Genomic DNA, 19413 nt, shown 5'->3' on the forward strand with positions numbered 1-19413 from the left:
CCCGGCGTCATGCGTAGGGTATGTCGCGGTTCAGGCGCGGCCTACGTACTCGGCACTACGGGTATCAATCTTCAGGACTTCACCTTCATTGATGAACAATGGCACGCGCACCACGGCGCCCGTTGACAGCGTCGCCGGCTTGGAGCCGCCATTGGCGGTATCGCCCTTGAGGCCCGGGTCAGTTTCGGTGACTTCAAGCTCGATGAAGTTCGGGGCAGAAATGGCAATGGGATTGTCATCCCAGAGAGTGACCGTGTACGCCACCTGCTCCTTCAGCCATTTTGCAGTATCGCCTACGGCCTTGCGATCGGCAGCATACTGCTCGAAGGAACCGTCGGTCTTCATGAAATGCCACATTTCGCCATCGTTGTAGAGGTATTCCATGTCCAGTTCAAGAACATCAGCCCCTTCCAGCGATTCGCCGGACTTGAAGGTCCGCTCCCAGGTACGCCCTGTCATCAGGTTTCGCAGCTTGACGCGGTTGAAGGCCTGGCCCTTGCCGGGCTTGACGAATTCATTGTCGACGATGCTGCAGGGATCACCATCCAGCATCACTTTCAAACCGCCCTTGAATTCGTTGGTAGAATAGTTCGCCATAATATCTCACTCATGACCGGCATCTGCCGGTAACCTTGAAATGGTGGACGCAAAACGTCCGTCGTTGAAATTCTGATCCAAAAGTGTGCCGATGATAACCCGAACCGTGCCATTCGTGCAGGCCCCTGCCACGACAGACTGGCGAGTCCAGTTAAAGCAGGCCATTCGTGACCCGAACGCGTTGCTGCACGCGCTGGCTCTGGAACCCGCCCTGCTGCCGGGGGCCGAGGCAGGTCATCACCTGTTTGATGTTCGCGTGCCCCAGGCCTATCTGGCACGCATGACACCGGGGGATGCCAGCGACCCGCTGCTGCGCCAGGTCCTGCCACTGCAGGAGGAAACAAGGCAAGTGGCCGGATTCACTGCCGACCCGCTTGAGGAAGCAGAGCATATGGCCGCTCCCGGCATCATCCACAAGTACCAGGGCCGCGTTCTGTTCATTGTCACCGGCGCGTGCGCCATCAATTGCCGATACTGCTTTCGACGGCATTTCCCCTATGCCGACAACACCCTGTCCCGACGCCAGTGGGATACCTCACTTGAGTACCTGCGCGGCAATGACAGCATCAGGGAGGTCATCCTGTCCGGTGGCGATCCGCTGTCGGCACCGGATCGGTACCTCGGCCATCTGGTGCAGCAGATCGAAGCCATTCCCCATATCACCCGTCTCAGGCTGCATACCCGTCTGCCGGTTGTTATTCCGGACCGCATCAATGATGAACTGCTCGACTGGCTGGGCTCTACGCGGCTTAACAAGGTGATGGTATTGCACATCAATCACCCCAATGAAATAGACGAAGCCGTTCAGGCTGCCTGTACCCGCCTGCGTGATGCCGGGGTTACGCTGCTGAACCAGAGTGTATTGCTTGAGGGGGTCAACGATGACGAAGACGTGCTGGAAGCCTTGTCCGAACGACTGTTTTCAGCCGGGATTCTGCCTTACTACCTACATGTGCTGGACCCGGTGGCAGGCGCCGCCCACTTCATGGTCGACGACGCCCGGGCAAAACAGTTGATGGACGCGCTCAAGGCACGCCTGCCGGGTTTTCTGGTACCGCATCTGGCCCGGGAAGAACCGGGAGAGGCCTCAAAAACCCGGTTATGACGGGTCATCTATTCGTCCGTCACGCCACAACTGAACCAGCGCATCGGGCGCCAGGGACTCAGGCACCCGCAACTCATCATCAGGCTGAGCCTCCTGCCGGGAAAGCGTGAACAGACAAATCCTGAAGTAGCGCTGGTCACCGGCACCGCAGGCCTGATCGCCGCCGGCGGCTTCACCCGCTGCCAGTACCTTGCAGAGCTGTTGCTGCTCGGGGGGCGAACAACGAGACAGCTCTATATCACGCGGTCTGGCAAGCCCGGGGGCCGCCACGATACCGCCTTCACGAGTAATGCGTAACCGGGCGATATGGTTCAGGTCATCGAAACGAGACATGCGATTTCCTCCCGGCTCAGGGGCCGATCCCTACCTGCTGCCAGCCCTTTTGAACGATATCAGCCACCTTGCTCCCGAACCGCTGGGTCGCATGCGCCATGGTCAGGCCGGCAAAGTCCACGAACTGGGCGTCGTTGGCCAATCGCTCATCAGTAAGCGCCGCATACCAGATTGCCCCGGCCGTCTCCCAGCTATAGCCACCAAGCTCGGTGGCAATCAGGTAAAATGCATGGTTGGGGATGCCTGAGTTGATATGCACACCACCATTGTCATCCGTGGTATCGACAAACTGATCCATGTGACCGGGCTGGGGATCCTTGCCCAACACAGGATCATCATAAGCCGTTCCCGGGGCGGCCATCGAGCGCAGGGCCTTGCCCTGGACCTCGGGCCCCAACAGTGCCGCACCGATCAACCAGTCCGCTTCGTCAACGGTTTGTCCGGCCTGATACTGCTTGACCATGACCCCGAACACATCGGAAATCGACTCATTCAGCGCACCTGACTGGTTGTAGTACACAAGCCCAGCCGTTAATTCGGTCACGCCATGCGTCAGTTCATGAGCTACCACATCAATGGCCCGGGTAAACGGCAGAAAGATTTCACCATCCCCGTCACCAAACACCATCTGTCGGCCGTCCCAGAAGGCATTCTGGTACGCCTCGCCGTAATGCACACTCCCCAGCAGAGCCATGCCCTCCCCGTCGATCGAGTGGCGTTCGAAAACGTCGTAAAAGAATCGATAGGTCGCTCCCAGGTCGGTATACGCCTCATGAGCAGTATCATCCGCCGTGGCAGGCTCGCCCTCACTCAACACCAGCTCACCGGGAAGCTCGGTTTTATGTCCGGCATCGAATATATAACGTGAGGGCGTTCCACGCGGGCTGTTGCTGTACTCCGCATGTAATGCCGCTGCCATTTCACGGGCCGCCATGGGCTGCCGGAAGTGTCGATCGGTGGAAAGCGTACTGGATGCCCAACGGCGCTGACTTTCGGAGCCATGCTCCGAAAGTCGCTTCAACATATGAGGGGGGATGACGCCCGGATACCGAGTAGCCATGTAGTGCCTCCTTGACCGGCAAATGAGTACGTTGCGTAATCGCCTGCATCACGCTTTACCCACAAGCCTAGTTCAGGATGGCCTATTGTGGTGTCAAACCGTAGTCGGAAGGATTGATCTGCCCCTCCAGCTCACCCAGCTGAGGAAAGTCGGGCTTTTTGATGATGTCATCCATTTTCATTTTGCGGCGCGTGTTGTAGACCACCTTGACCTGGGAAGGCTGCCCCTGGTCATCGTGGCGCAGAATCCAGGCCAGATAGCCATTTGAAAACCGCACCAGGCTACCGATCGGATGAAAGCCGAACCGCTTGATATAACGGTTGACCCACTGATTATCAAACTGCTCGTTCTGCTGAAAGATATAGCGATACACATCGATGACCTGCCATGCGGGCCGGTCTGCACGGGTCCGGGTCATCGCATCGACAACATCCACTACCGCCGCCATTCGAGCCTCTTCAGACAGGGCATCGGCCGTGAGGCCCGCAGGATATCCCTTGCCATCAAGACGTTCGTTGATTCGGCATACGATATCGCGATAGACCCCTTCGGCACCTTCCTCATGATCGCCCAGACGTTGTCTGATCAGCCCCACATGCTGATGGAGCGCTTCACGCTGTGCACTGGTCAGCTTGCCCTTTGCCATCTGTACTTCCCGCGGCAGCATGGTCTTGCCCAGATCATGTACCAGCGCGCTCGAGATCATCCCGCGCACATTCTGATGCTCGATACCACTGTAAAGGGCCAAATCGCCCAATCGGACAGCAACGGTAATCGAGTGCATGACCAGCGGCGACTGGCCACGCAGGCAACCGACCTTGTACAGCGTATCCTGGCGGTCTTCCAGCAGCAGTGTAAGCAGCTTGTCAGCACACTGCCCCAGGTGGTTGTAATCCAGCATCCCGCCATTGGAGAGATCCACCATCTGAATATTGAGGTAGTCCGTTACCTGCTTGAGTACCATGCTGGTATTGCAGCTTGCCTTGCTGACTCGCGCGCCAAGCTCGGGAGGCGCCTCCGTCTCACCCGAGCGGCTCTGAAACAGGGGCGATGGCCAGAGGGTGGAAGAGGTGTCGTCGCTGTCCAGATTACGACGGGCCGATTCACGCTCGATTTCCCGGACGTACTGCCACAGGCTCCGCTCAAAGTCCTGAATGCACACCGTATACTGCAATCCGAGCAGCGCCGTCATGTGCTCGGTATCACTGCGCATGTGCCGAATGACGCATGGCGCATCAAAGGAATCCCCGTTCGGGAAAATGGCGCGAACCTGAGGCAGCTGCTGCCCCACTTCAAGCGTGACGGCGTCCTTGAGCGCCATCTCGACCAGACAGCCACCGATCGACAGGTTCTTGAGCATGCCGATCAACCGGTCTGCCTCCTCCTCTTCCACGTCGTTCTCTATCTCATGCGTCTTCATTTCAATCTTGACGTGCATGCCGGCACTGAGCTGAGCGCGAAAGAAACTGCGCTCCCGCACGATATTGATCTGATCCGGCATGTCGCACATCACACCAATGTGATTGCCCTTTCTTACTTCACGCTGCACCACCACGTTATAGATCGACACGGTCTCATGGGCACGACGTGCCGTCACCGTGAACCCGATCCTTTTTTCGACCACATGCGCTGCGCGAGCGCCCAGCGAGGTTATATCCAGTGCAAAAAAGCGGTGCTCGGGATCAATGAAAACGACCTTGACCGGAAAATGATCGGTTTCATCGTTCAACTCGAGCACGACATCATAAGCCGTATTGCTCAGCAAGCTCAGGGTCTCGGCAATCCGGGACGGTGCCACGATATCCAGTGATCTCTGATCTGGGGAGGCCATACGCACTACTCATTTGGGTGATGCACCTGGGGTGCTTTTGAATGAGAGTGATATCGACGGTCGCAGGGGAAGCTTAAGGATGGAAGGGAACGTGGGGGCTGTCGGGTGACGAGCCCCCTGACAGGTCAGTCCTGCGGTGCCAGATCCTGCTGCCGATAGCCGATCAGGTACAGCACGGCGTCCAGTCCCAGTGTCGAAATCGACTGGCGTGCCTGCTGCCGAACCAGAGGCTTGGCACGAAAGGCAATGCCAAGCCCGGCAGCGGCCAGCATCTTGAGATCATTGGCACCATCGCCCACGGCGATGGTCTGCTCCATGTGCAGCCCTTCTCGCGCAGCAATATCGCGCAGCAGAACGGCCTTGCGATCGGCATCGAGAATCGGCTCCTGCACCTCGCCTGTCACCTTGCCGTTCTCGATCACCAGTTCATTGGCATGAATCTCGTCAAAGCCCAGCCGCTGTTGCAGGTAACGCGCAAAGTAGGTAAAGCCGCCGGACAGGATCGCAGTGCGATAGCCCAGCCGCTTGAGCTGACACATCAGCTCCTCGACCCCTTCCATCAGGGGCAGGTTATCGGCGATATCGGCCAGTACCGACTCATCCAGCCCCTTGAGCCTGCTCATCCGCTCACGGAAGCTTTGCTGAAAATCCAGCTCGCCACGCATGGCCCGTTCGGTAATGGCCGCCACTTCGTCACCGACACCATGCCGGCGAGCCAGCTCATCAATGACCTCGGTCTTGATCAGGGTGGAATCCATGTCGAAGCACACCAGCCGTCGATGGCGGCGCCAGATGCTGTCTTCCTGCAGCGCAATATCCACGCCCAGGGAGTTGCCCAGTGCCAGCGCGTCCTGCCGCAGGGCTTCGACATCAACATCGCCACGCAGCCAGACCTCGACACAGGCTCCGCCATGCGGGGAATCGCCGTCCAGCGCCTCGCGCCCGGATAACCGATGAATCAACTCGATGGTCAAACCATACTGCGCTGTCAACCGGCCGGTGTCCGCCAGCAGGCGGGCAGGTAATCGGGGCGCCAGCAGGGTCATGATCAGCCGCGGCTGGCCGGCATCCTCGCTCCAGCGGGCATAGGCATCATCGCTCACATCGATCGCCTCGACCGACAGGCCCGACCGTTCTACCGCCTGATTGATCACATGGTCCAGCGCCGAGGCCAGATCCTGCGCATCGTCATCCAGGGCCACCAGTGCATCAAGCGATACCCGATCAAACGTCACGCTCTGATTAATGTCCAGAAGCCGTGTACCGGCAAGGGACAGGGCCTCGCCCAGGGCAGCAAGCTGACCGGGCCGAGCGGTGCCGGTCGCACGAAAAAGTATCCGACGTGTCATTGAAGGTTCCTGTTGGCTCGATATCGTCATGCGCGGCTCTCGCTTTCCTCAAGGCCCAGTCGCTCGACCTTCTGGAAGCCTTTTGGCAACATGCTGCCGCGCCGCCCGCATACACTCTGATAGTAATCCAGATCCGTCGATTTAAGCGTCATTTTACGCTTGCCGGCATGAACCACCAGCGCCGCACCGGCCGGCAGGATAATCAGATCTCGCACCAGCTCCTCGCGGTTGGCCGCGCGCGCAGCATTGATATCGATCATCTTGTTGCCCTTGCCCCGCGCCATCTGCGGCAGGGCCTGGGGGCTGAATACCAGCAGCCGGCCTTCGTTGGTCACAATGGCCACGCGCGCCGTATCAAGGTCATCAATTCTGGCCGGCGGCAGCACTCCACACCCCTTCGGCAGTGACAGAACCGCCTTGCCGGCCTTGCTGCGCCCGACCATGTCTCCGAGGGTGGTAACGAAGCCATACCCCCCGTCACTGGCCAGCAGCCATTGGGAGGCCGGCTCATCCAGCAGCATCCCCAGCATGCGCGCGCCGGAAGGCGGTGTTATGCGGCCGGTGATCGGCTCGCCCTGGCTCCGGGCCGACGGCAACTGATGCGCGGCCAAAGTATAGGCCCGCCCACTGTCATCCAGAAGCACCAGCGGCTGATTGGTCTTGCCTCGCGCCGCAAGATGAAACCGGTCACCGGACTTGAACGACAGACTGGCCGGGTCGATATCGTGCCCGCGGGCCCCGCGAATCCAGCCCTTTTCAGACAGGACCGCCGTGATCGGGTCCGCCCCCAGTAGCTCGACCTCGGACAATGCCCTGGCTTCCTGACGCTCGACCAGCGGTGAACGGCGCTCATCGCCGTACGTCCGCGCATCGGCCTTCAGCTCCCGCTCGATCATGTCCGTCATGGCCTCCGGATCGCCCAGCAGGGTTTCAAGCTGCTGACGCTCGGCCTCGAGTTCATCCTGCTCGGCACGCAGCTTCACCTCTTCAAGCTTCGCCAGATGGCGCAGGCGCAGTTCCAGAATGGCCTCTGCCTGGCGCTCAGAGAGATCAAATGCCGCCATCAGGGCCGGGCGAGGCTTGTCCTCCTCGCGGATGATGCGAATCACTTCATCAATATTTAGGTGCGCTACCAGCAGCCCTTCAAGCAGGTGCAGCCGATCCATCACCTTGCTCAGGCGGTATTCAAGCCGTCGCGTCACGGTCTGGCGTCGGAAGGTCAGCCATTCGTCGATCAGTTCGGTCAGAGGCATGACCCGTGGGCGGCCGTCCAGACCGATCAGGTTCATGTTGACCCGCGTGCTCTTTTCAAGGTCCGTGGTGGCAAAGAGATGAGCCATCAGGGCCTCGATATCGACCCGGTTCGAGCGAGGCACCACCACCAGACGGGTAGGATCCTCATGATTGGACTCATCGCGCAGGTCCGCCACCATCGGCAGCTTTTTGGCCTGCATCTGCGAGGCAATCTGCTCCAGCACCCGAGCGCCGGAGACCTGATACGGCAAGGCTGTAATCACGATATCCGTGTCGTCGCGTTCATAGCGCGCCCGCATCCGTACCGACCCGCGGCCGGTCGAGTAAAGCTTCAGCAGGTCATCACGCGAAGTAATGATCTCGGCACGGGTGGGAAAGTCGGGCGCCGGCAGGTGCCGGCAAAGGGTTTCCAGCGCGCACTGAGGATTGCGCAGGCGATGCACTACGGCCTTGACCACTTCACGCACATTGTGCGGCGGAATATCCGTGGCCATCCCGACCGCAATGCCCGAGCCACCGTTCAACAGCACATGAGGCAGCCGTGCGGGCAATACTTCCGGCTCGTTCATGCTGCCATCAAAGTTGGGCACCCAGTCCACGGTGCCCTGCCCCAGCTCACTCAGCAGCAACTCTGAAAACTTCGACAGCCTGGATTCGGTGTAACGCATTGCCGCAAAGGACTTGGGATCGTCCGGGCTGCCCCAGTTTCCCTGTCCATCCACCAGCGGATAGCGATAACTGAAGGGCTGCGCCATCAACACCATGGCTTCGTAACAGGCACTGTCACCATGCGGATGGAACTTGCCCAGCACGTCCCCCACGGTACGCGCCGACTTCTTGTACTTTGCCGTGGCGTGCAGGGCCAGTTCACTCATGGCGTAAACAATGCGCCGCTGCACCGGCTTCAGGCCATCGCCGATATTGGGCAGGGCGCGATCGAGAATGACGTACATGGAATAGTCCAGATACGCCTTTTCGGTATAACGGCTGAGAGGAAGACGTTCAACATCTCCCTCCTGCACATGAATGTCCATGCTCATTTACATCATGCCTTGTCTTCGGGCCGAGCCATCGCTGCCACCCCGTCGGTTTCTGCAAGGCCTATCGGCAGACAGACAGGGTGATGATCGACAGCCTTCGGCAGTACATCATGGTTGGCGTAACACGCCTGGGGCCGGCCTGAGCACGGGCACCGGCGTGTTCGACGTGGTGTATCCTGCTGCCTGATACCTGCGGGTACGGGCAGCGAATCTAGAGTTCGATGTCGGCCATGTTGCCGCAGCTTTCAAGCCAGATGCGACGATCACCTGCCCGCTTCTTGGCCAGCAGCCTGTCGAGTACGGCATTCGTGTCGTCCCCTTCCTCGCGGGTCAGCTGTACCAGTCGCCGGGTATCTGCTGCCATGGTCGTCTCACGCAACTGAAGCGGGCTCATTTCCCCCAGCCCCTTGAAGCGCTGCACGTTCGGCGTACCCCGCTTGCCCTTCAGGCGCGTCAAAATGGCGTTCTTTTCACTTTCATCCAGGGCGTAATGCACTTCCTTGCCCAGATCGATCCGGTAAAGCGGCGGCATGGCAACATGAACATGGCCCGCATCCACCAGCACCGGGAAGTGACGAACAAACAACGCACACAACAGCGTGGCAATATGCAATCCGTCGGAATCGGCATCTGCCAGAATACAGATGCGGTGATACCTGAGCTTTGACAGGTCATTGCTGGCCGGGTCCATGCCCAGCGCTACCGCAATATCGTGAATTTCCTGAGAGCCGAGCACATCGTGAGAGTCGACCTCCCAGGTATTCATGATTTTACCCTTGAGCGGCAGAATGGCCTGGGTTTCACGATCACGGGCCTGCTTGGCGCTTCCTCCGGCACTGTCCCCCTCGACCAGAAACAGCTCACTGCGGGCCGGATCCTGCCCGCTGCAGTCCGCCAGCTTGCCGGGCAGCGCCGGCCCCTGGGTGACCTTCTTGCGAGCGACCTTCTTGGACGAGCGCATACGGCGCTGTGCGGCGCTGATCACCATCTCGGCAATCGCTTCGGCTTCAGCAGTATGCTCATTGAGCCATAGAGAGAAGGCATCCTTGACCACGGCAGAGACAAAGGCGGCCACACTTCGTGAAGACAATCGCTCCTTGGTCTGCCCTGCAAACTGCGGGTCATGCATCTTGACCGACAGCACAAAGGCGCAACGCTCCCAGATATCATCGCCGGTCAGCTTGACGTTTTTCGGCAACAGCCCGCGGTAATCACAGAACTCCCGCAGGGCATCCACCAGCCCGCTGCGAAAACCGTTGACATGCGTCCCGCCCAGTGGCGTGGGAATGAGGTTGACGTAGGATTCCATCAGCGCCTCGCCGCCTTCGGGCAGCCACTGAATCGCCCAGTCCACCGCATGGGCCTCATCCTCAAAGGCCCCCATGAAAGGCGAGCTCGGCACCACCTCGAATCCGTCGGTAGCCTGGCTCAGGTAATCCCGCAGGCCATCCTCGAACTGCCAGACCGTCTCGGTACCGGCGCTGTCAATCAGCGTGACCTTGAGCCCCGGGCACAGTACCGCCTTGGCCCGCAGCAGATGCGAGAGCCTTGAGACCGAGACCCTGGGCGTATCAAAATACGCAGCCTCCGGCCAGAACCGCACCACCGTGCCTGTTACCCGTTTGGCACAGGTACCAATGGTGTGCAGATCCTCGACCTTCTCGCCCTTTTCAAAGGCAATGGCCTGGCGCTGACCGCCCCGGGAGACTTCGACTTCAAGCCGGGTGGATAGCGCATTGACTACCGACACCCCCACCCCATGGAGGCCACCGGAAAAGCGGTAGCTGGCATCGGAGAACTTGCCACCGGCATGAAGGCGCGTCAGGATCAGCTCGATGCCGCTGACGCCATGTTCCGGGTGGATATCGGTCGGCATGCCGCGACCGTCGTCAGAGACTTCTACACAGCCGTCTTCATGCAGGCGGATGATGATGCTATGAGCATGGCCGGCCAGTGCTTCATCCACACTGTTATCGACCACCTCCTGCACCAGGTGATTGGGTCGGGACGTCTCGGTGTACATCCCGGGACGCTTTCGAACCGGCTCCAGGCCGGAAAGCACCTCAATGGCGCTGGCACTATATTCGCTCATGGATTCCAGACGTTATGACAGACATTCAACGAGGTCGGCACGGTTCAGGGTCAAACCACCCTGGGCCAGTACCGTCGGCAGGAAATCGGCGTAGCGATCAAGTCCGTGGGTATCACCCTCACTCAACAGCGTGCGGCTTCCCTTGAGCAATTGCTCTGCCTCACGGTAATCAAGGGTGTCATCGGCGGTGCCATAAATGGCAAGGCACCGTTCCATCCGGCGTGGAGAGGTTACCTCCAGCGCCTTGAGTTCATCGACGAACGCAGGCTCGATAAAGCAGGCATCGCCCGTATAGGGGTTTTCATGTGTGGTACCCACCCATTGGCTCGCCAGCATCGACGGGCGCACGGCGGGATTGATCAATACCAGCGCCTCGACATCAAATCGTTCGGCAAGCCCCAGTCCCACGAAACCGCCCAGCGAACTGCCAATGACCAGCGTACGGCCCGGCAACGCCCTGAAGGCCGCTTCAGCGATGGCAAACGCCTCACCTGGGCGCGGGATCAGATGGGGAGCATGAAAATCCGGCCGCGGAGTGGCCAGAGCACAGGCCTTGCGAGTCATCTCGCTTTTCCAGGCAGAAGGATGGCTGTTGAACCCGTGCAGGTACAAAACATGATCGACGGTGGCCATGGTTATCCTCTCGCGCTGATGGCGCAACTACTGTACATATAAACAGCCACCGTGAAAAGTACGCCGCACCCCGTACCCGGAATGCGGCGCCGGGCAACCCGGGCTTAGTGTTCGCGTGTCTGCTGCCAGACGGTTTCGATCAGATGACGGCTGGAGGTGTCGAGGGACTCGACGCCCTTGCCGGTGCGAATGATTTCCTCAGTAGCATTGGCAATTTCCTTGCCAAGCTCAACGCCCCACTGATCGAAGGAATCAACGTCCCAGATCGTACCCTGGACAAACACCTTGTGTTCGTACAGTGCAATCAGTGCGCCCAGGGTCTCAGGCGTCAGCTGTTCAATCAGAAGCGTCGAGGACGGCTGGTTGCCGCGGTAGCGCTTGTAGGGCGGTGCATCGGCATTGCCGCCTTCGACCGCATCATCACCCAGCATCAGCACACGGGACTGGGCAAAGCAGTTCGACAGGGATAGACGATGCTGTGCCTTGAGGTCCCGACGCAGTCCTTCATCCTCGATGTAATCGTAACGCTCGATCGGAACAATAAAGTCGCAGGCTACCGGCTGGGTGCCCTGATGCAGCAACTGGTAAAAGGCGTGCTGACCGTTCGGCCCGATTTCACCCCAGATCACCGGGCAGGTCGAGTAATCAACCGGCTGGTTATCGCTGGTAACGGACTTGCCGTTGGATTCCATCTCGAGCTGCTGGAAATAGCCCGGCATGTGCTTGAGACGTCCGTCGTACGGCAGTACCGCCAGCGAACGTATATTCAGAAAGTTCACGTTCCAGATACCGGCCAGGCCGAACAGTACCGGCAGGTTCTCCTTCAGGGGGGCTGTACGGAAGTGCTCGTCCATTTCGTGGGCGCCGGCCAGCAGGCGACGGAAGTTGTCCATGCCGATGTGCAGGGCGATCGGCAGGCCAATGCCGCTCCACAATGAATAACGGCCACCGACCCAGTCCCAGAACAGCAGCTGATTGTCGGCATGAATGCCCCACTCGCTCATTTTCTCGGGCTTGGTCGATACCCCGATGAAATGCTGGTGCTTGATGAAGCCTTCGCTGCAGCCCTTCAGCCAGAACTTCAGCCACTCCATCGCAGTCTCGGCGTTCGACAGGGTGTCGATGGTGCCGAAGGATTTCGAGGACAGGATAAACAGGGTGGTTTCAGGATTGACGTCCGGCAGGAGGTCGGCAAGCTGCGAGCCATCGATGGTTGACGCAAAGTGTACGTTCACGTGATGGACATCGTCGGGTGCAAAGGCATCCAGCGACTGACTGACCATCAACGGCCCCAGATCGGACCCACCGACCCCGAGGTTGATCACGTCCGTGATCGGCTTGCCGGTCGCGCCGCGCCACTGGCCGGCATGAACCCGCGATACCAGCACCTCCATGCGGCCCAGGGTAGCATGCACGTCACTGACGACATCCTGTTCATTGACATGCAGCTCGCTGGACTCCGGCAGGCGCAGGGCCGTATGCAAAGCCGGACGGCCCTCGGTGACATTGACCTGGCCGCCACTGAACAACTGCTCGATGGCCCCGGACATGTTCCGCTCCTCGGCCAGCGCCATGAGACCGTCCAGGGTCGATGGCCGCATGCGCTGCTTGGACATGTCCAGCATGATGCCGGCGGCACGCTGGGCAAAGATATCGAAACGCCCTTCCTCATTGATCAGTTCACGCAGGTGGACGTCCTTCATTTCCTGGTGATAATGCGTTTCCAGTGCCTGCCAGGCACGTGTTTCGCGAATCGACATGCTCAAAATGCTCCTTCCTGGACGTGCAGCGGAAATCGTCACAGCGTAAACTAGCGACCATTACGTCGCCATGACGCGGTAGATGCTACCGTCGATTCCCGATGCTTCACTCCATATGTTGACTGTTTGATCCTATGACCGAGCCATCTTACCGCGACGCGCTCTTTACGACACCCCTGGACGACGTCGCCAGTTTTTCCTTCGACGAGCAGGTTGTCCAATGCTTTCCGGACATGATCCGCCGCTCCGTGCCGGGCTATGGCCAGATTATCGGCATGATCGGCGTGCTCGCCAGACGCTACCTGCCTCCTGAAGGCCATATCTACGATCTGGGCTGTTCCCTGGGAGCCTCGACCTTTTCGATCTGTCGACAACTGCCCCCTGATGCCTTCACGCTCGATGCCGTTGACCTGTCTCCGCCCATGATCGCCCGGGCCCGCGAAGTGCTGGCCGACAGCTACCCCACGCACCGCATCAGGCTGTATGAAGGGGATATACGCACCCTTGAGTATCGACCGGCGGACATGATCGTGCTCAATTTTACCCTGCAGTTTCTGGCCCCCGAGGAGCGTGATCAGGTGATCCAGTCACTGGCCGACGCCCTGAACCCCGGTGGTCTGCTGGTGCTGTCCGAAAAAATTGTCGACGACAACCCCGCCAGTGAGCAACTGCTCTTTGAACTTCATCACGACTTCAAGCGTGCCAATGGCTACAGCGACCTTGAAATCAGCCAGAAGCGCAGCGCCCTGGAAGATGTAATGATCACTGACAGCCTGACGACCCATCATGAGCGCCTGGCACGTGCCGGTCTGACACGCAGTGTCACCTGGTTTCGCCAGTTGAACTTTGCCTCCATGATTGCCTTCAAGCCCGGAACCGCTGACTGACATGCCGATAGATCCGCGCCACTTACCGCTTTATCACGCCTTTATCGAACACGATCTGGCCCCGTGGCTCGCCTGCCTGCCTGCCCAGCTGGCAGAGGGGCTGGATACACGCCGCCATGGTGACCTTTCCGGGTGGCTCCGGGTACTCGACAAGCTGGGTAACGTCAAGGAACCGCGCGTCAGCCTCACCACCCCCCATGTCAGCGTTGATGCCGACCTGTCCGAGGGTGATCAGCAGCGCTGCGCCAATCTGCTCAAGGCCCTCGCCCCCTGGCGCAAGGGCCCATGGCGAGTAGGCACCACCGTCATCGATACCGAATGGCACTCGGACTGGAAGTGGGAGCGGCTGGCGCCTCATATCAGCGACCTGACCGAGCGTCGGGTGCTGGATGTGGGCGGCGGCAATGGCTATCACGGCTTTCGAATGGCCGGCGCCGGTGCGCGGCTGGTAATTGTGATAGACCCCTCTCCACGCTTTTACTGTCAGTTTCATGCCATCAGGCAACTGATGGGGCCACAGGCACCGGACGTGCATTTTCTGCCGGTAGGCATCGAGGATGTACCCGCCCGGCTTGAAACCTTTGACACGACCTTCTCGATGGGCGTGCTTTATCACCGTCGCTCGCCCATCGATCACCTGCTGGCCCTGCGTGATACGTTGCGCCCAGGCGGTGAGCTGGTACTTGAAACCCTGGTAGTGGAAGGTGATGAGCACACGGTACTGGTGCCCGGCGAGCGCTACGCGCAAATGCCCAACGTCTACTTCCTCCCCTCCTCCCTCGCACTGGCGCAATGGCTGACACGCGCCGGCTTTACCAACGTGCGCATCGTGGATGAAGCCGTCACGACACGGGATGAGCAGCGCCGCACGGACTGGATGACCTACCAGTCCCTGGCCGACTTTCTCGACCCGAACGATCCGACCCGCACCATTGAAGGTTACCCGGCCCCCAGGCGAGCGGTACTGATCGCCGAACGCACCTGATCTGCTGGCCGCCGCGGCCAGGGGGTATCCTGGATCCCCCTGAGCCCCACGGCTTTTTTGGCAGGACCGGCTCACCCGCTGATGAAGATGAACAGCCGCCTGCGGCCCGGTCACCCGTGCCTTCATGACACCGCCATACCTCATGTGCCAGCACCTCAGACCGATACGGTCAGGCGAGGCAGTGACGCAATCCCATGGGTCATGACCCCGTGATGGCAATAAATGACCGATACATGTCAGCCGACGTCCGGCCATGAGCAGGCCAGCCCGTCACACTGAGCACTCATTCACTCACGGGAACCTCCTCATGACATCGGCGCTACTGGTTATTGATGCCCAGCAATCCTTTATCTCACGCCCCTTTTGGGACACATCACTGGTAGATCAATGGGTGCCCGCCCAACGCGCTCTGATCGAGGCCGCCGAACAGGCAGGCATTGCCATCGTGCGGATTCTGCATGCGGCACCCGGAAGCCACGGGCCCTTTGATCCCGAGTCAGGGCAGGTATACCCACTGGAGGACGTGGCATTCACGCCCGCGGTCACTTTCATCAAGACCGCCCACAATGCGTTCAGCGACACCGGACTTGATCGCTGGCTACGCACCAGACAGATTACCCGGCTGGCCATCAGCGGCATTCGCACCGAACAATGCTGTGAAACGACAGCTCGAGTAGCCAGCGATCTGGGCTATCAGGTCGACTTTGTCAGCGACGCCACCCTGACCTTTCCGATGACACGAAATGACCGCACCTGGTCTGCACAGGATATCCGCAGTCGTACCGAGCTGGTTCTGGAGGGACGGTTTGCGCGTATCATTGATGCCGCATCGCTTTGCCGCACATGGACCGCCAATGACACCCCCACCCCTTGATGTCACTATTCTCATGCTGCCCGGCCAGGTCCCGCTGGACCTCGCCGGGCCTGTACAGGTATTTACATGTGCCAGGCATCATGCTCCCGATCTGGCACTTCGATTCATTGGCCCACAGGAAAGCATCGAATGGCTGGATAGCCTGACGCTGAGTGGCATCACGCCGATGCCGGACGTACTCGAAACCGATCTGCTGGTCGTTCCCGGTCAGTACACCTGCCAGACCAGCCATCTTCATCAGCAGGATTGTGTGGCCTGGCTTTCGCGACAGAGGCATGTCAAAACCATCATGGCCATCTGTTCCGGCGCACTGCTCATGGGCCGCGCCGGCTTGTTGAATGGACGACGCTGCACCACTCACCATCGGCTCCGACAGCCCCTGCGCCAACTGGCGCCGGATGCGCTGGCTCAGGAAGACTGCATCTTTATCGAGGATGGTCCTGTACTTACCAGTGCCGGTATTTCAACCGGTATCGACACGGCGCTTTACTGGGTACAGGCACATCTGGGAGCCAGTGCAGCGCTCGCGGTCGCACGCGAGATGGTGCTGTACGCCAGACGAAGCGGACAGGAACCACAGCTCGGAGTGCGGCTTGAAGGGCGCAACCATGTCAGCGAACGACTTCATCGCCTGCAGGATGATATCTGCAATGCCATCAGCGCCGCCTGGACATTGCCCGTCATGGCCGATAAGGCTGCCATCAGCTCTCGCCAGCTTCATCGACTGTTCATCGATCATATCGGCTGTACTCCCCATGCCTGGCTGACACATTTGAGGCTGGGGGAAGCGCGCCAGCTACTGCTCGAAACGCGCCATGGCATCGACACCATTGCCGAGCAGGTCGGCATGGAAACTCGCCAGTTTCGCCGCCAATGGACACATGTTCACGGTCTTTCGCCTTCGCAATGGCGGCGCAGGGCAACAGCCGCGCATCCGGGCCATTGATGCCATCAGTCGTGGCATTTGACGCCCTCCTGATGTATAACAATAATTCTCATTATCAGTGACACGATCATCCAGGGCTTCGGCCGTCGACATTCAACAAGGGGGGAAGGAAGATGACGGATATCAATGCCTTGCGGGCGGCCTATCAGGAAGCCAGACTACGTGCTCCCCACTGGAACAGCTACCGGCTTGCAACGACACTCGGCGTCAGCGAGGGTGAGCTGATGGCGGCCCGACTGGATGACACCGACACCCTGGGCGAAGAAGTACATGGCCTGGCACTGACGCCCTGCGATCTGGCACTCGCCCTGCCACGGCTGGGCGAGTTGCGTATCGCCACCCGCTCACGCCATGGTGAGCTGACAAGCCTTATCCAGCGGATGACCGTCCGCGGCAATGATTACAGCGCCGCCCTCAAGGCACAGAATGGCCTGAGCATGCAGTGGCTGCTGCCTCACTGGCACTGGGCCTGCCTGCGGCGCAGTTTCTCCAAAAGCCATACGCTGGGCTGGACGTTGCAGGTCTTTGACCGCTTCGGACAGGCACTGCATACCCTGGAGGCCTGCGAACCCCGCGCCGGTGGCTGGTCCTGGCTGCTGGACAAGGCGCTCGATGAAGTGCCCCGCTTTACAAGACGCATTGCCACCCCGACGCCTGCCATTGACCGGCAGGCGCTGCTGACAACCTGGCAGCACCTGCGTCACCACGACGATTATCGCCGCCTGTTAAGCGACCACGGCCTGTCCCCTCTTGACCTGAATCGCGCCCTTGAAGGCCGATTCAGCCGGCAGTGTGCACCGGCGCGCTTCTCCACCGCGCTGGAGGAAGCACTGGAATCACAAGCATCCATCGTGCTGTCCATGCCCTCACGGGCAGGCCTGCACCGACATGCCACCACGCTTCAGCAGATCGAACGACACCCCTCGCACCTTGCCATTCAGGGACGAAAAGTCACGCTGGGGCTGGATACGGATGCACTGACCAGTGTCTGGCAGGTAGAACGGTGCAGTGAATCATGCCTGGAACACTGGCTGGAGGCCTTTGATAGCGACGGTGAACTGATGGCGTCGGTACGCCTGGCCGCCTGATTCGGATATGAAAACGCCCGGATTATCCGGGCGTTTTGTCAACCAGTGCCAGCACCTTCAGCGATTAAGCAGTTCGCGAACGTCCCTGGCTTCCCAGTGCGGGAAATACTTGCGCACCAGCGCATTCAACTCGATCTCGAACCCCTGCCAGTCCACATCGGTTCCGGTGGACGTGCCACTCAGGGCATCACGCACCATGCCGGCCCCCACGGTCACGTTGGTCAGCCGATCGATCACGATGAAGCTGCCCGTGCCCGGACTCCTGCGGTAGTTGTCGATCGGCACCGGGGAGGTCAGCTCCACCTGACACCGCCCGATGGCATTGAGCACCAGCTCATCGGCGGCGTGGTGATCCAGGGTGTTGACGTCAATCTGGTAGTCGATGTGCCGGATCTGGCCGCTGACTTCCCGTGTACCGATCTTGATGTCGTACGCCCTGCCCGGCTGCATCGCCTGTTCGTGCATCCAGACAATGTCCGCCGTGAAGGCGTTGGATTCCGCAATTTCTGCATCCGCGGCGACCAGCCAGTCCCCCCGGGAGATGTCGATCTCGTCGTCCAGGGTCACGGTGATGGCCCGGCCCGGGTATGCCGCGTCCAGATCACCATCAAAGGTGACGATCCGTTCCACGGTCGAGGTCTTGCCGGAGGGCAGTGCCCTGACCGATTGACCCGGCCGCAGGATGCCGGCCGCCAGAGTGCCGCAGTAGCCGCGGAAGTCGAGGTTGGGCCGATTGACGTACTGCACCGGCAGGCGCAGGTCCGTCAGGTTCTGGTCACGGCTCAGTTCGATGCCTTCAAGCAGGGCCAGCAGCGGCTGGCCGGTGTACCAGTTCATGTGCTCGCTGGCGTTGACGACGTTATCGCCTTCCAGCGCGGACATGGGCACAAAGTACAGTTTCGGTGCGTCGAGCTTGTCGGCAAACTGCTTGTACTGCTCGACAATTTCGTTGAAGCGGGCTTCACCGTATTCGACCAGATCCATCTTGTTGACCGCGATCACCAGATGCTGAATGCCCAGCAGGTCGGCGATGAAGCTGTGCCGACGGGTCTGGGTCTGCACGCCGTAACGCGCATCGATCAGGATGACCGCCAGGCTTGCCGTCGAGGCGCCGGTAGCCATGTTGCGGGTGTACTGCTCGTGCCCCGGGGTATCGGCGATGATGAACTTGCGCTTGTCGGTCGAGAAGAAGCGGTAGGCGACATCGATGGTGATGCCCTGCTCCCGCTCGGACTGCAGCCCGTCGACCAGTAACGCCAGGTCCACCTTGTCACCGGTGGTACCGCTTTTTTTCGAATCGCGAGTGATCGCGGCCAGCTGATCCTCGTAGATCATCTTGGAGTCGTGCAGCAGGCGCCCGATCAGGGTGGACTTGCCATCATCGACGCTGCCGCAGGTGATGAAGCGCAGCAGGTCCTTGTTCTCGTGTTCCTTCAGGTATTGCTCGATGTTCTCAGCAATCAGATCGGATTGGTGTGCCATTAGAAGTACCCTTCCCGTTTCTTTTTCTCCATCGATCCGGCCTGGTCATGGTCGATGGCCCGGCCCGAACGCTCTGACGTGCGGGTCAGCAGCATTT

At 59.9% G+C, this 19413-nt stretch carries 16 protein-coding genes and 1 pseudogene; 6 read left to right on the forward strand and 11 right to left on the reverse strand.

All coding sequences use genetic code 11. The annotated features are described in order from the left end of the window. Positions 1-30: 30 nt before the first annotated feature. On the reverse strand, positions 31-597 hold the full coding sequence (gene efp, locus NAT21_RS14690; protein WP_250939567.1) for an elongation factor P: 567 nt from the start codon (positions 595-597) through the stop codon (positions 31-33). 91 nt (positions 598-688) lie between these two features. On the opposite strand from efp, the gene epmB reads away from it, so the two are divergent. Then, positions 689-1702: an EF-P beta-lysylation protein EpmB gene (gene epmB, locus NAT21_RS14695; protein ID WP_250939569.1), complete on the forward strand. Its 1014-nt coding sequence runs from the start codon at positions 689-691 to the stop codon at positions 1700-1702. On the opposite strand, the gene NAT21_RS14700 is transcribed toward epmB, so the two are convergent. The 8 genes from NAT21_RS14700 to pgi all read right to left on the reverse strand — a co-directional run bounded on the left by NAT21_RS14700 (position 1697) and on the right by pgi (position 13054). After that, entirely contained in the window at positions 1697-2035 is a 339-nt protein-coding gene (locus NAT21_RS14700) for a protealysin inhibitor emfourin (protein WP_250939571.1), read from the reverse strand. The genes epmB and NAT21_RS14700 overlap by 6 nt on opposite strands. Before the next feature lie 16 nt (positions 2036-2051). Then, the gene (locus NAT21_RS14705) at positions 2052-3095 is read right to left on the reverse strand and encodes a M4 family metallopeptidase (protein ID WP_250939573.1); all 1044 of its coding nucleotides are present in this window, start codon (positions 3093-3095) and stop codon (positions 2052-2054) included. An 82-nt stretch (positions 3096-3177) separates the two neighbouring features. Next, complete coding sequence (locus tag NAT21_RS14710) at positions 3178-4926, reverse strand: HD domain-containing phosphohydrolase (protein WP_250939574.1); 1749 nt, start codon at positions 4924-4926, stop codon at positions 3178-3180. Positions 4927-5051: 125 nt separating this feature from the next. Beyond that, the gene (gene serB, locus NAT21_RS14715; protein WP_250939576.1) at positions 5052-6275 is read right to left on the reverse strand and encodes a phosphoserine phosphatase SerB; all 1224 of its coding nucleotides are present in this window, start codon (positions 6273-6275) and stop codon (positions 5052-5054) included. Positions 6276-6301: 26 nt separating this feature from the next. Then, positions 6302-8569 carry a DNA topoisomerase IV subunit A gene (parC, locus tag NAT21_RS14720; RefSeq protein WP_250939578.1) on the reverse strand — a complete coding sequence of 756 codons (2268 nt, stop codon included), beginning with the start codon at positions 8567-8569 and terminating at the stop codon, positions 6302-6304. A gap of 211 nt (positions 8570-8780) precedes the next feature. Then, positions 8781-10661, reverse strand: coding sequence for a DNA topoisomerase IV subunit B (parE, locus tag NAT21_RS14725; protein ID WP_250939580.1), 1881 nt, complete (start codon positions 10659-10661; stop codon positions 8781-8783). 12 nt (positions 10662-10673) lie between these two features. Beyond that, on the reverse strand, positions 10674-11294 hold the full coding sequence (locus NAT21_RS14730) for a YqiA/YcfP family alpha/beta fold hydrolase (protein ID WP_250939581.1): 621 nt from the start codon (positions 11292-11294) through the stop codon (positions 10674-10676). 104 nt (positions 11295-11398) lie between these two features. Next, positions 11399-13054: a glucose-6-phosphate isomerase gene (gene pgi, locus NAT21_RS14735; protein ID WP_250939582.1), complete on the reverse strand. Its 1656-nt coding sequence runs from the start codon at positions 13052-13054 to the stop codon at positions 11399-11401. Between the two features lie 134 nt (positions 13055-13188). Here pgi and cmoA point away from each other — a divergent pair, with 134 nt between their 5' ends. The 5 genes from cmoA (at position 13189) to NAT21_RS14760 (ending at position 17834) form a co-directional block, all read left to right on the forward strand. Beyond that, positions 13189-13941 carry a carboxy-S-adenosyl-L-methionine synthase CmoA gene (gene cmoA, locus NAT21_RS14740; protein ID WP_250939583.1) on the forward strand — a complete coding sequence of 251 codons (753 nt, stop codon included), beginning with the start codon at positions 13189-13191 and terminating at the stop codon, positions 13939-13941. 1 nt (position 13942) lies between these two features. Further along, positions 13943-14926 (forward strand): tRNA 5-methoxyuridine(34)/uridine 5-oxyacetic acid(34) synthase CmoB, encoded by a 984-nt coding sequence (gene cmoB / locus NAT21_RS14745; protein ID WP_250939584.1) that lies wholly within the window; start codon positions 13943-13945, stop codon positions 14924-14926. 307 nt (positions 14927-15233) lie between these two features. After that, positions 15234-15800 (forward strand): isochorismatase family protein, encoded by a 567-nt coding sequence (locus tag NAT21_RS14750; RefSeq protein ID WP_250939585.1) that lies wholly within the window; start codon positions 15234-15236, stop codon positions 15798-15800. Further along, positions 15781-16746 carry a GlxA family transcriptional regulator gene (locus NAT21_RS14755; RefSeq protein WP_250939586.1) on the forward strand — a complete coding sequence of 322 codons (966 nt, stop codon included), beginning with the start codon at positions 15781-15783 and terminating at the stop codon, positions 16744-16746. Before NAT21_RS14750 ends, NAT21_RS14755 begins: the two co-directional genes overlap by 20 nt. A gap of 113 nt (positions 16747-16859) precedes the next feature. Continuing rightward, entirely contained in the window at positions 16860-17834 is a 975-nt protein-coding gene (locus tag NAT21_RS14760; protein ID WP_250939587.1) for a ChuX/HutX family heme-like substrate-binding protein, read from the forward strand. Between the two features lie 57 nt (positions 17835-17891). Here NAT21_RS14760 and cysN read toward each other — a convergent pair whose 3' ends face one another. Beyond that, entirely contained in the window at positions 17892-19316 is a 1425-nt protein-coding gene (gene cysN, locus NAT21_RS14765) for a sulfate adenylyltransferase subunit CysN (RefSeq protein WP_250939588.1), read from the reverse strand. Beyond that, positions 19316-19413: pseudogene (locus NAT21_RS14770) on the reverse strand (sulfate adenylyltransferase subunit CysD); the annotation flags it as partial. The pseudogene NAT21_RS14770 and the gene cysN, both read right to left, overlap by 1 nt.

The organism is Larsenimonas rhizosphaerae, from assembly GCF_023700005.1.
In the GTDB taxonomy this organism is placed as follows: Bacteria; Pseudomonadota; Gammaproteobacteria; order Pseudomonadales; family Halomonadaceae; genus Larsenimonas; species Larsenimonas rhizosphaerae.

Coding starts and splice junctions, on each gene's coding strand:
- efp (WP_250939567.1), bottom strand. CDS start 597: ATGGCGAACTATTCTACCAACGAATTCAAGGGCGGTTTGAAAGTGATG.
- epmB (WP_250939569.1), top strand. CDS start 689: ATGATAACCCGAACCGTGCCATTCGTGCAGGCCCCTGCCACGACAGAC.
- NAT21_RS14700 (WP_250939571.1), bottom strand. CDS start 2,035: ATGTCTCGTTTCGATGACCTGAACCATATCGCCCGGTTACGCATTACT.
- NAT21_RS14705 (WP_250939573.1), bottom strand. CDS start 3,095: ATGGCTACTCGGTATCCGGGCGTCATCCCCCCTCATATGTTGAAGCGA.
- NAT21_RS14710 (WP_250939574.1), bottom strand. CDS start 4,926: ATGGCCTCCCCAGATCAGAGATCACTGGATATCGTGGCACCGTCCCGG.
- serB (WP_250939576.1), bottom strand. CDS start 6,275: ATGACACGTCGGATACTTTTTCGTGCGACCGGCACCGCTCGGCCCGGT.
- parC (WP_250939578.1), bottom strand. CDS start 8,569: ATGAGCATGGACATTCATGTGCAGGAGGGAGATGTTGAACGTCTTCCT.
- parE (WP_250939580.1), bottom strand. CDS start 10,661: ATGAGCGAATATAGTGCCAGCGCCATTGAGGTGCTTTCCGGCCTGGAG.
- NAT21_RS14730 (WP_250939581.1), bottom strand. CDS start 11,294: ATGGCCACCGTCGATCATGTTTTGTACCTGCACGGGTTCAACAGCCAT.
- pgi (WP_250939582.1), bottom strand. CDS start 13,054: ATGTCGATTCGCGAAACACGTGCCTGGCAGGCACTGGAAACGCATTAT.
- cmoA (WP_250939583.1), top strand. CDS start 13,189: ATGACCGAGCCATCTTACCGCGACGCGCTCTTTACGACACCCCTGGAC.
- cmoB (WP_250939584.1), top strand. CDS start 13,943: ATGCCGATAGATCCGCGCCACTTACCGCTTTATCACGCCTTTATCGAA.
- NAT21_RS14750 (WP_250939585.1), top strand. CDS start 15,234: ATGACATCGGCGCTACTGGTTATTGATGCCCAGCAATCCTTTATCTCA.
- NAT21_RS14755 (WP_250939586.1), top strand. CDS start 15,781: ATGACACCCCCACCCCTTGATGTCACTATTCTCATGCTGCCCGGCCAG.
- NAT21_RS14760 (WP_250939587.1), top strand. CDS start 16,860: ATGACGGATATCAATGCCTTGCGGGCGGCCTATCAGGAAGCCAGACTA.
- cysN (WP_250939588.1), bottom strand. CDS start 19,316: ATGGCACACCAATCCGATCTGATTGCTGAGAACATCGAGCAATACCTG.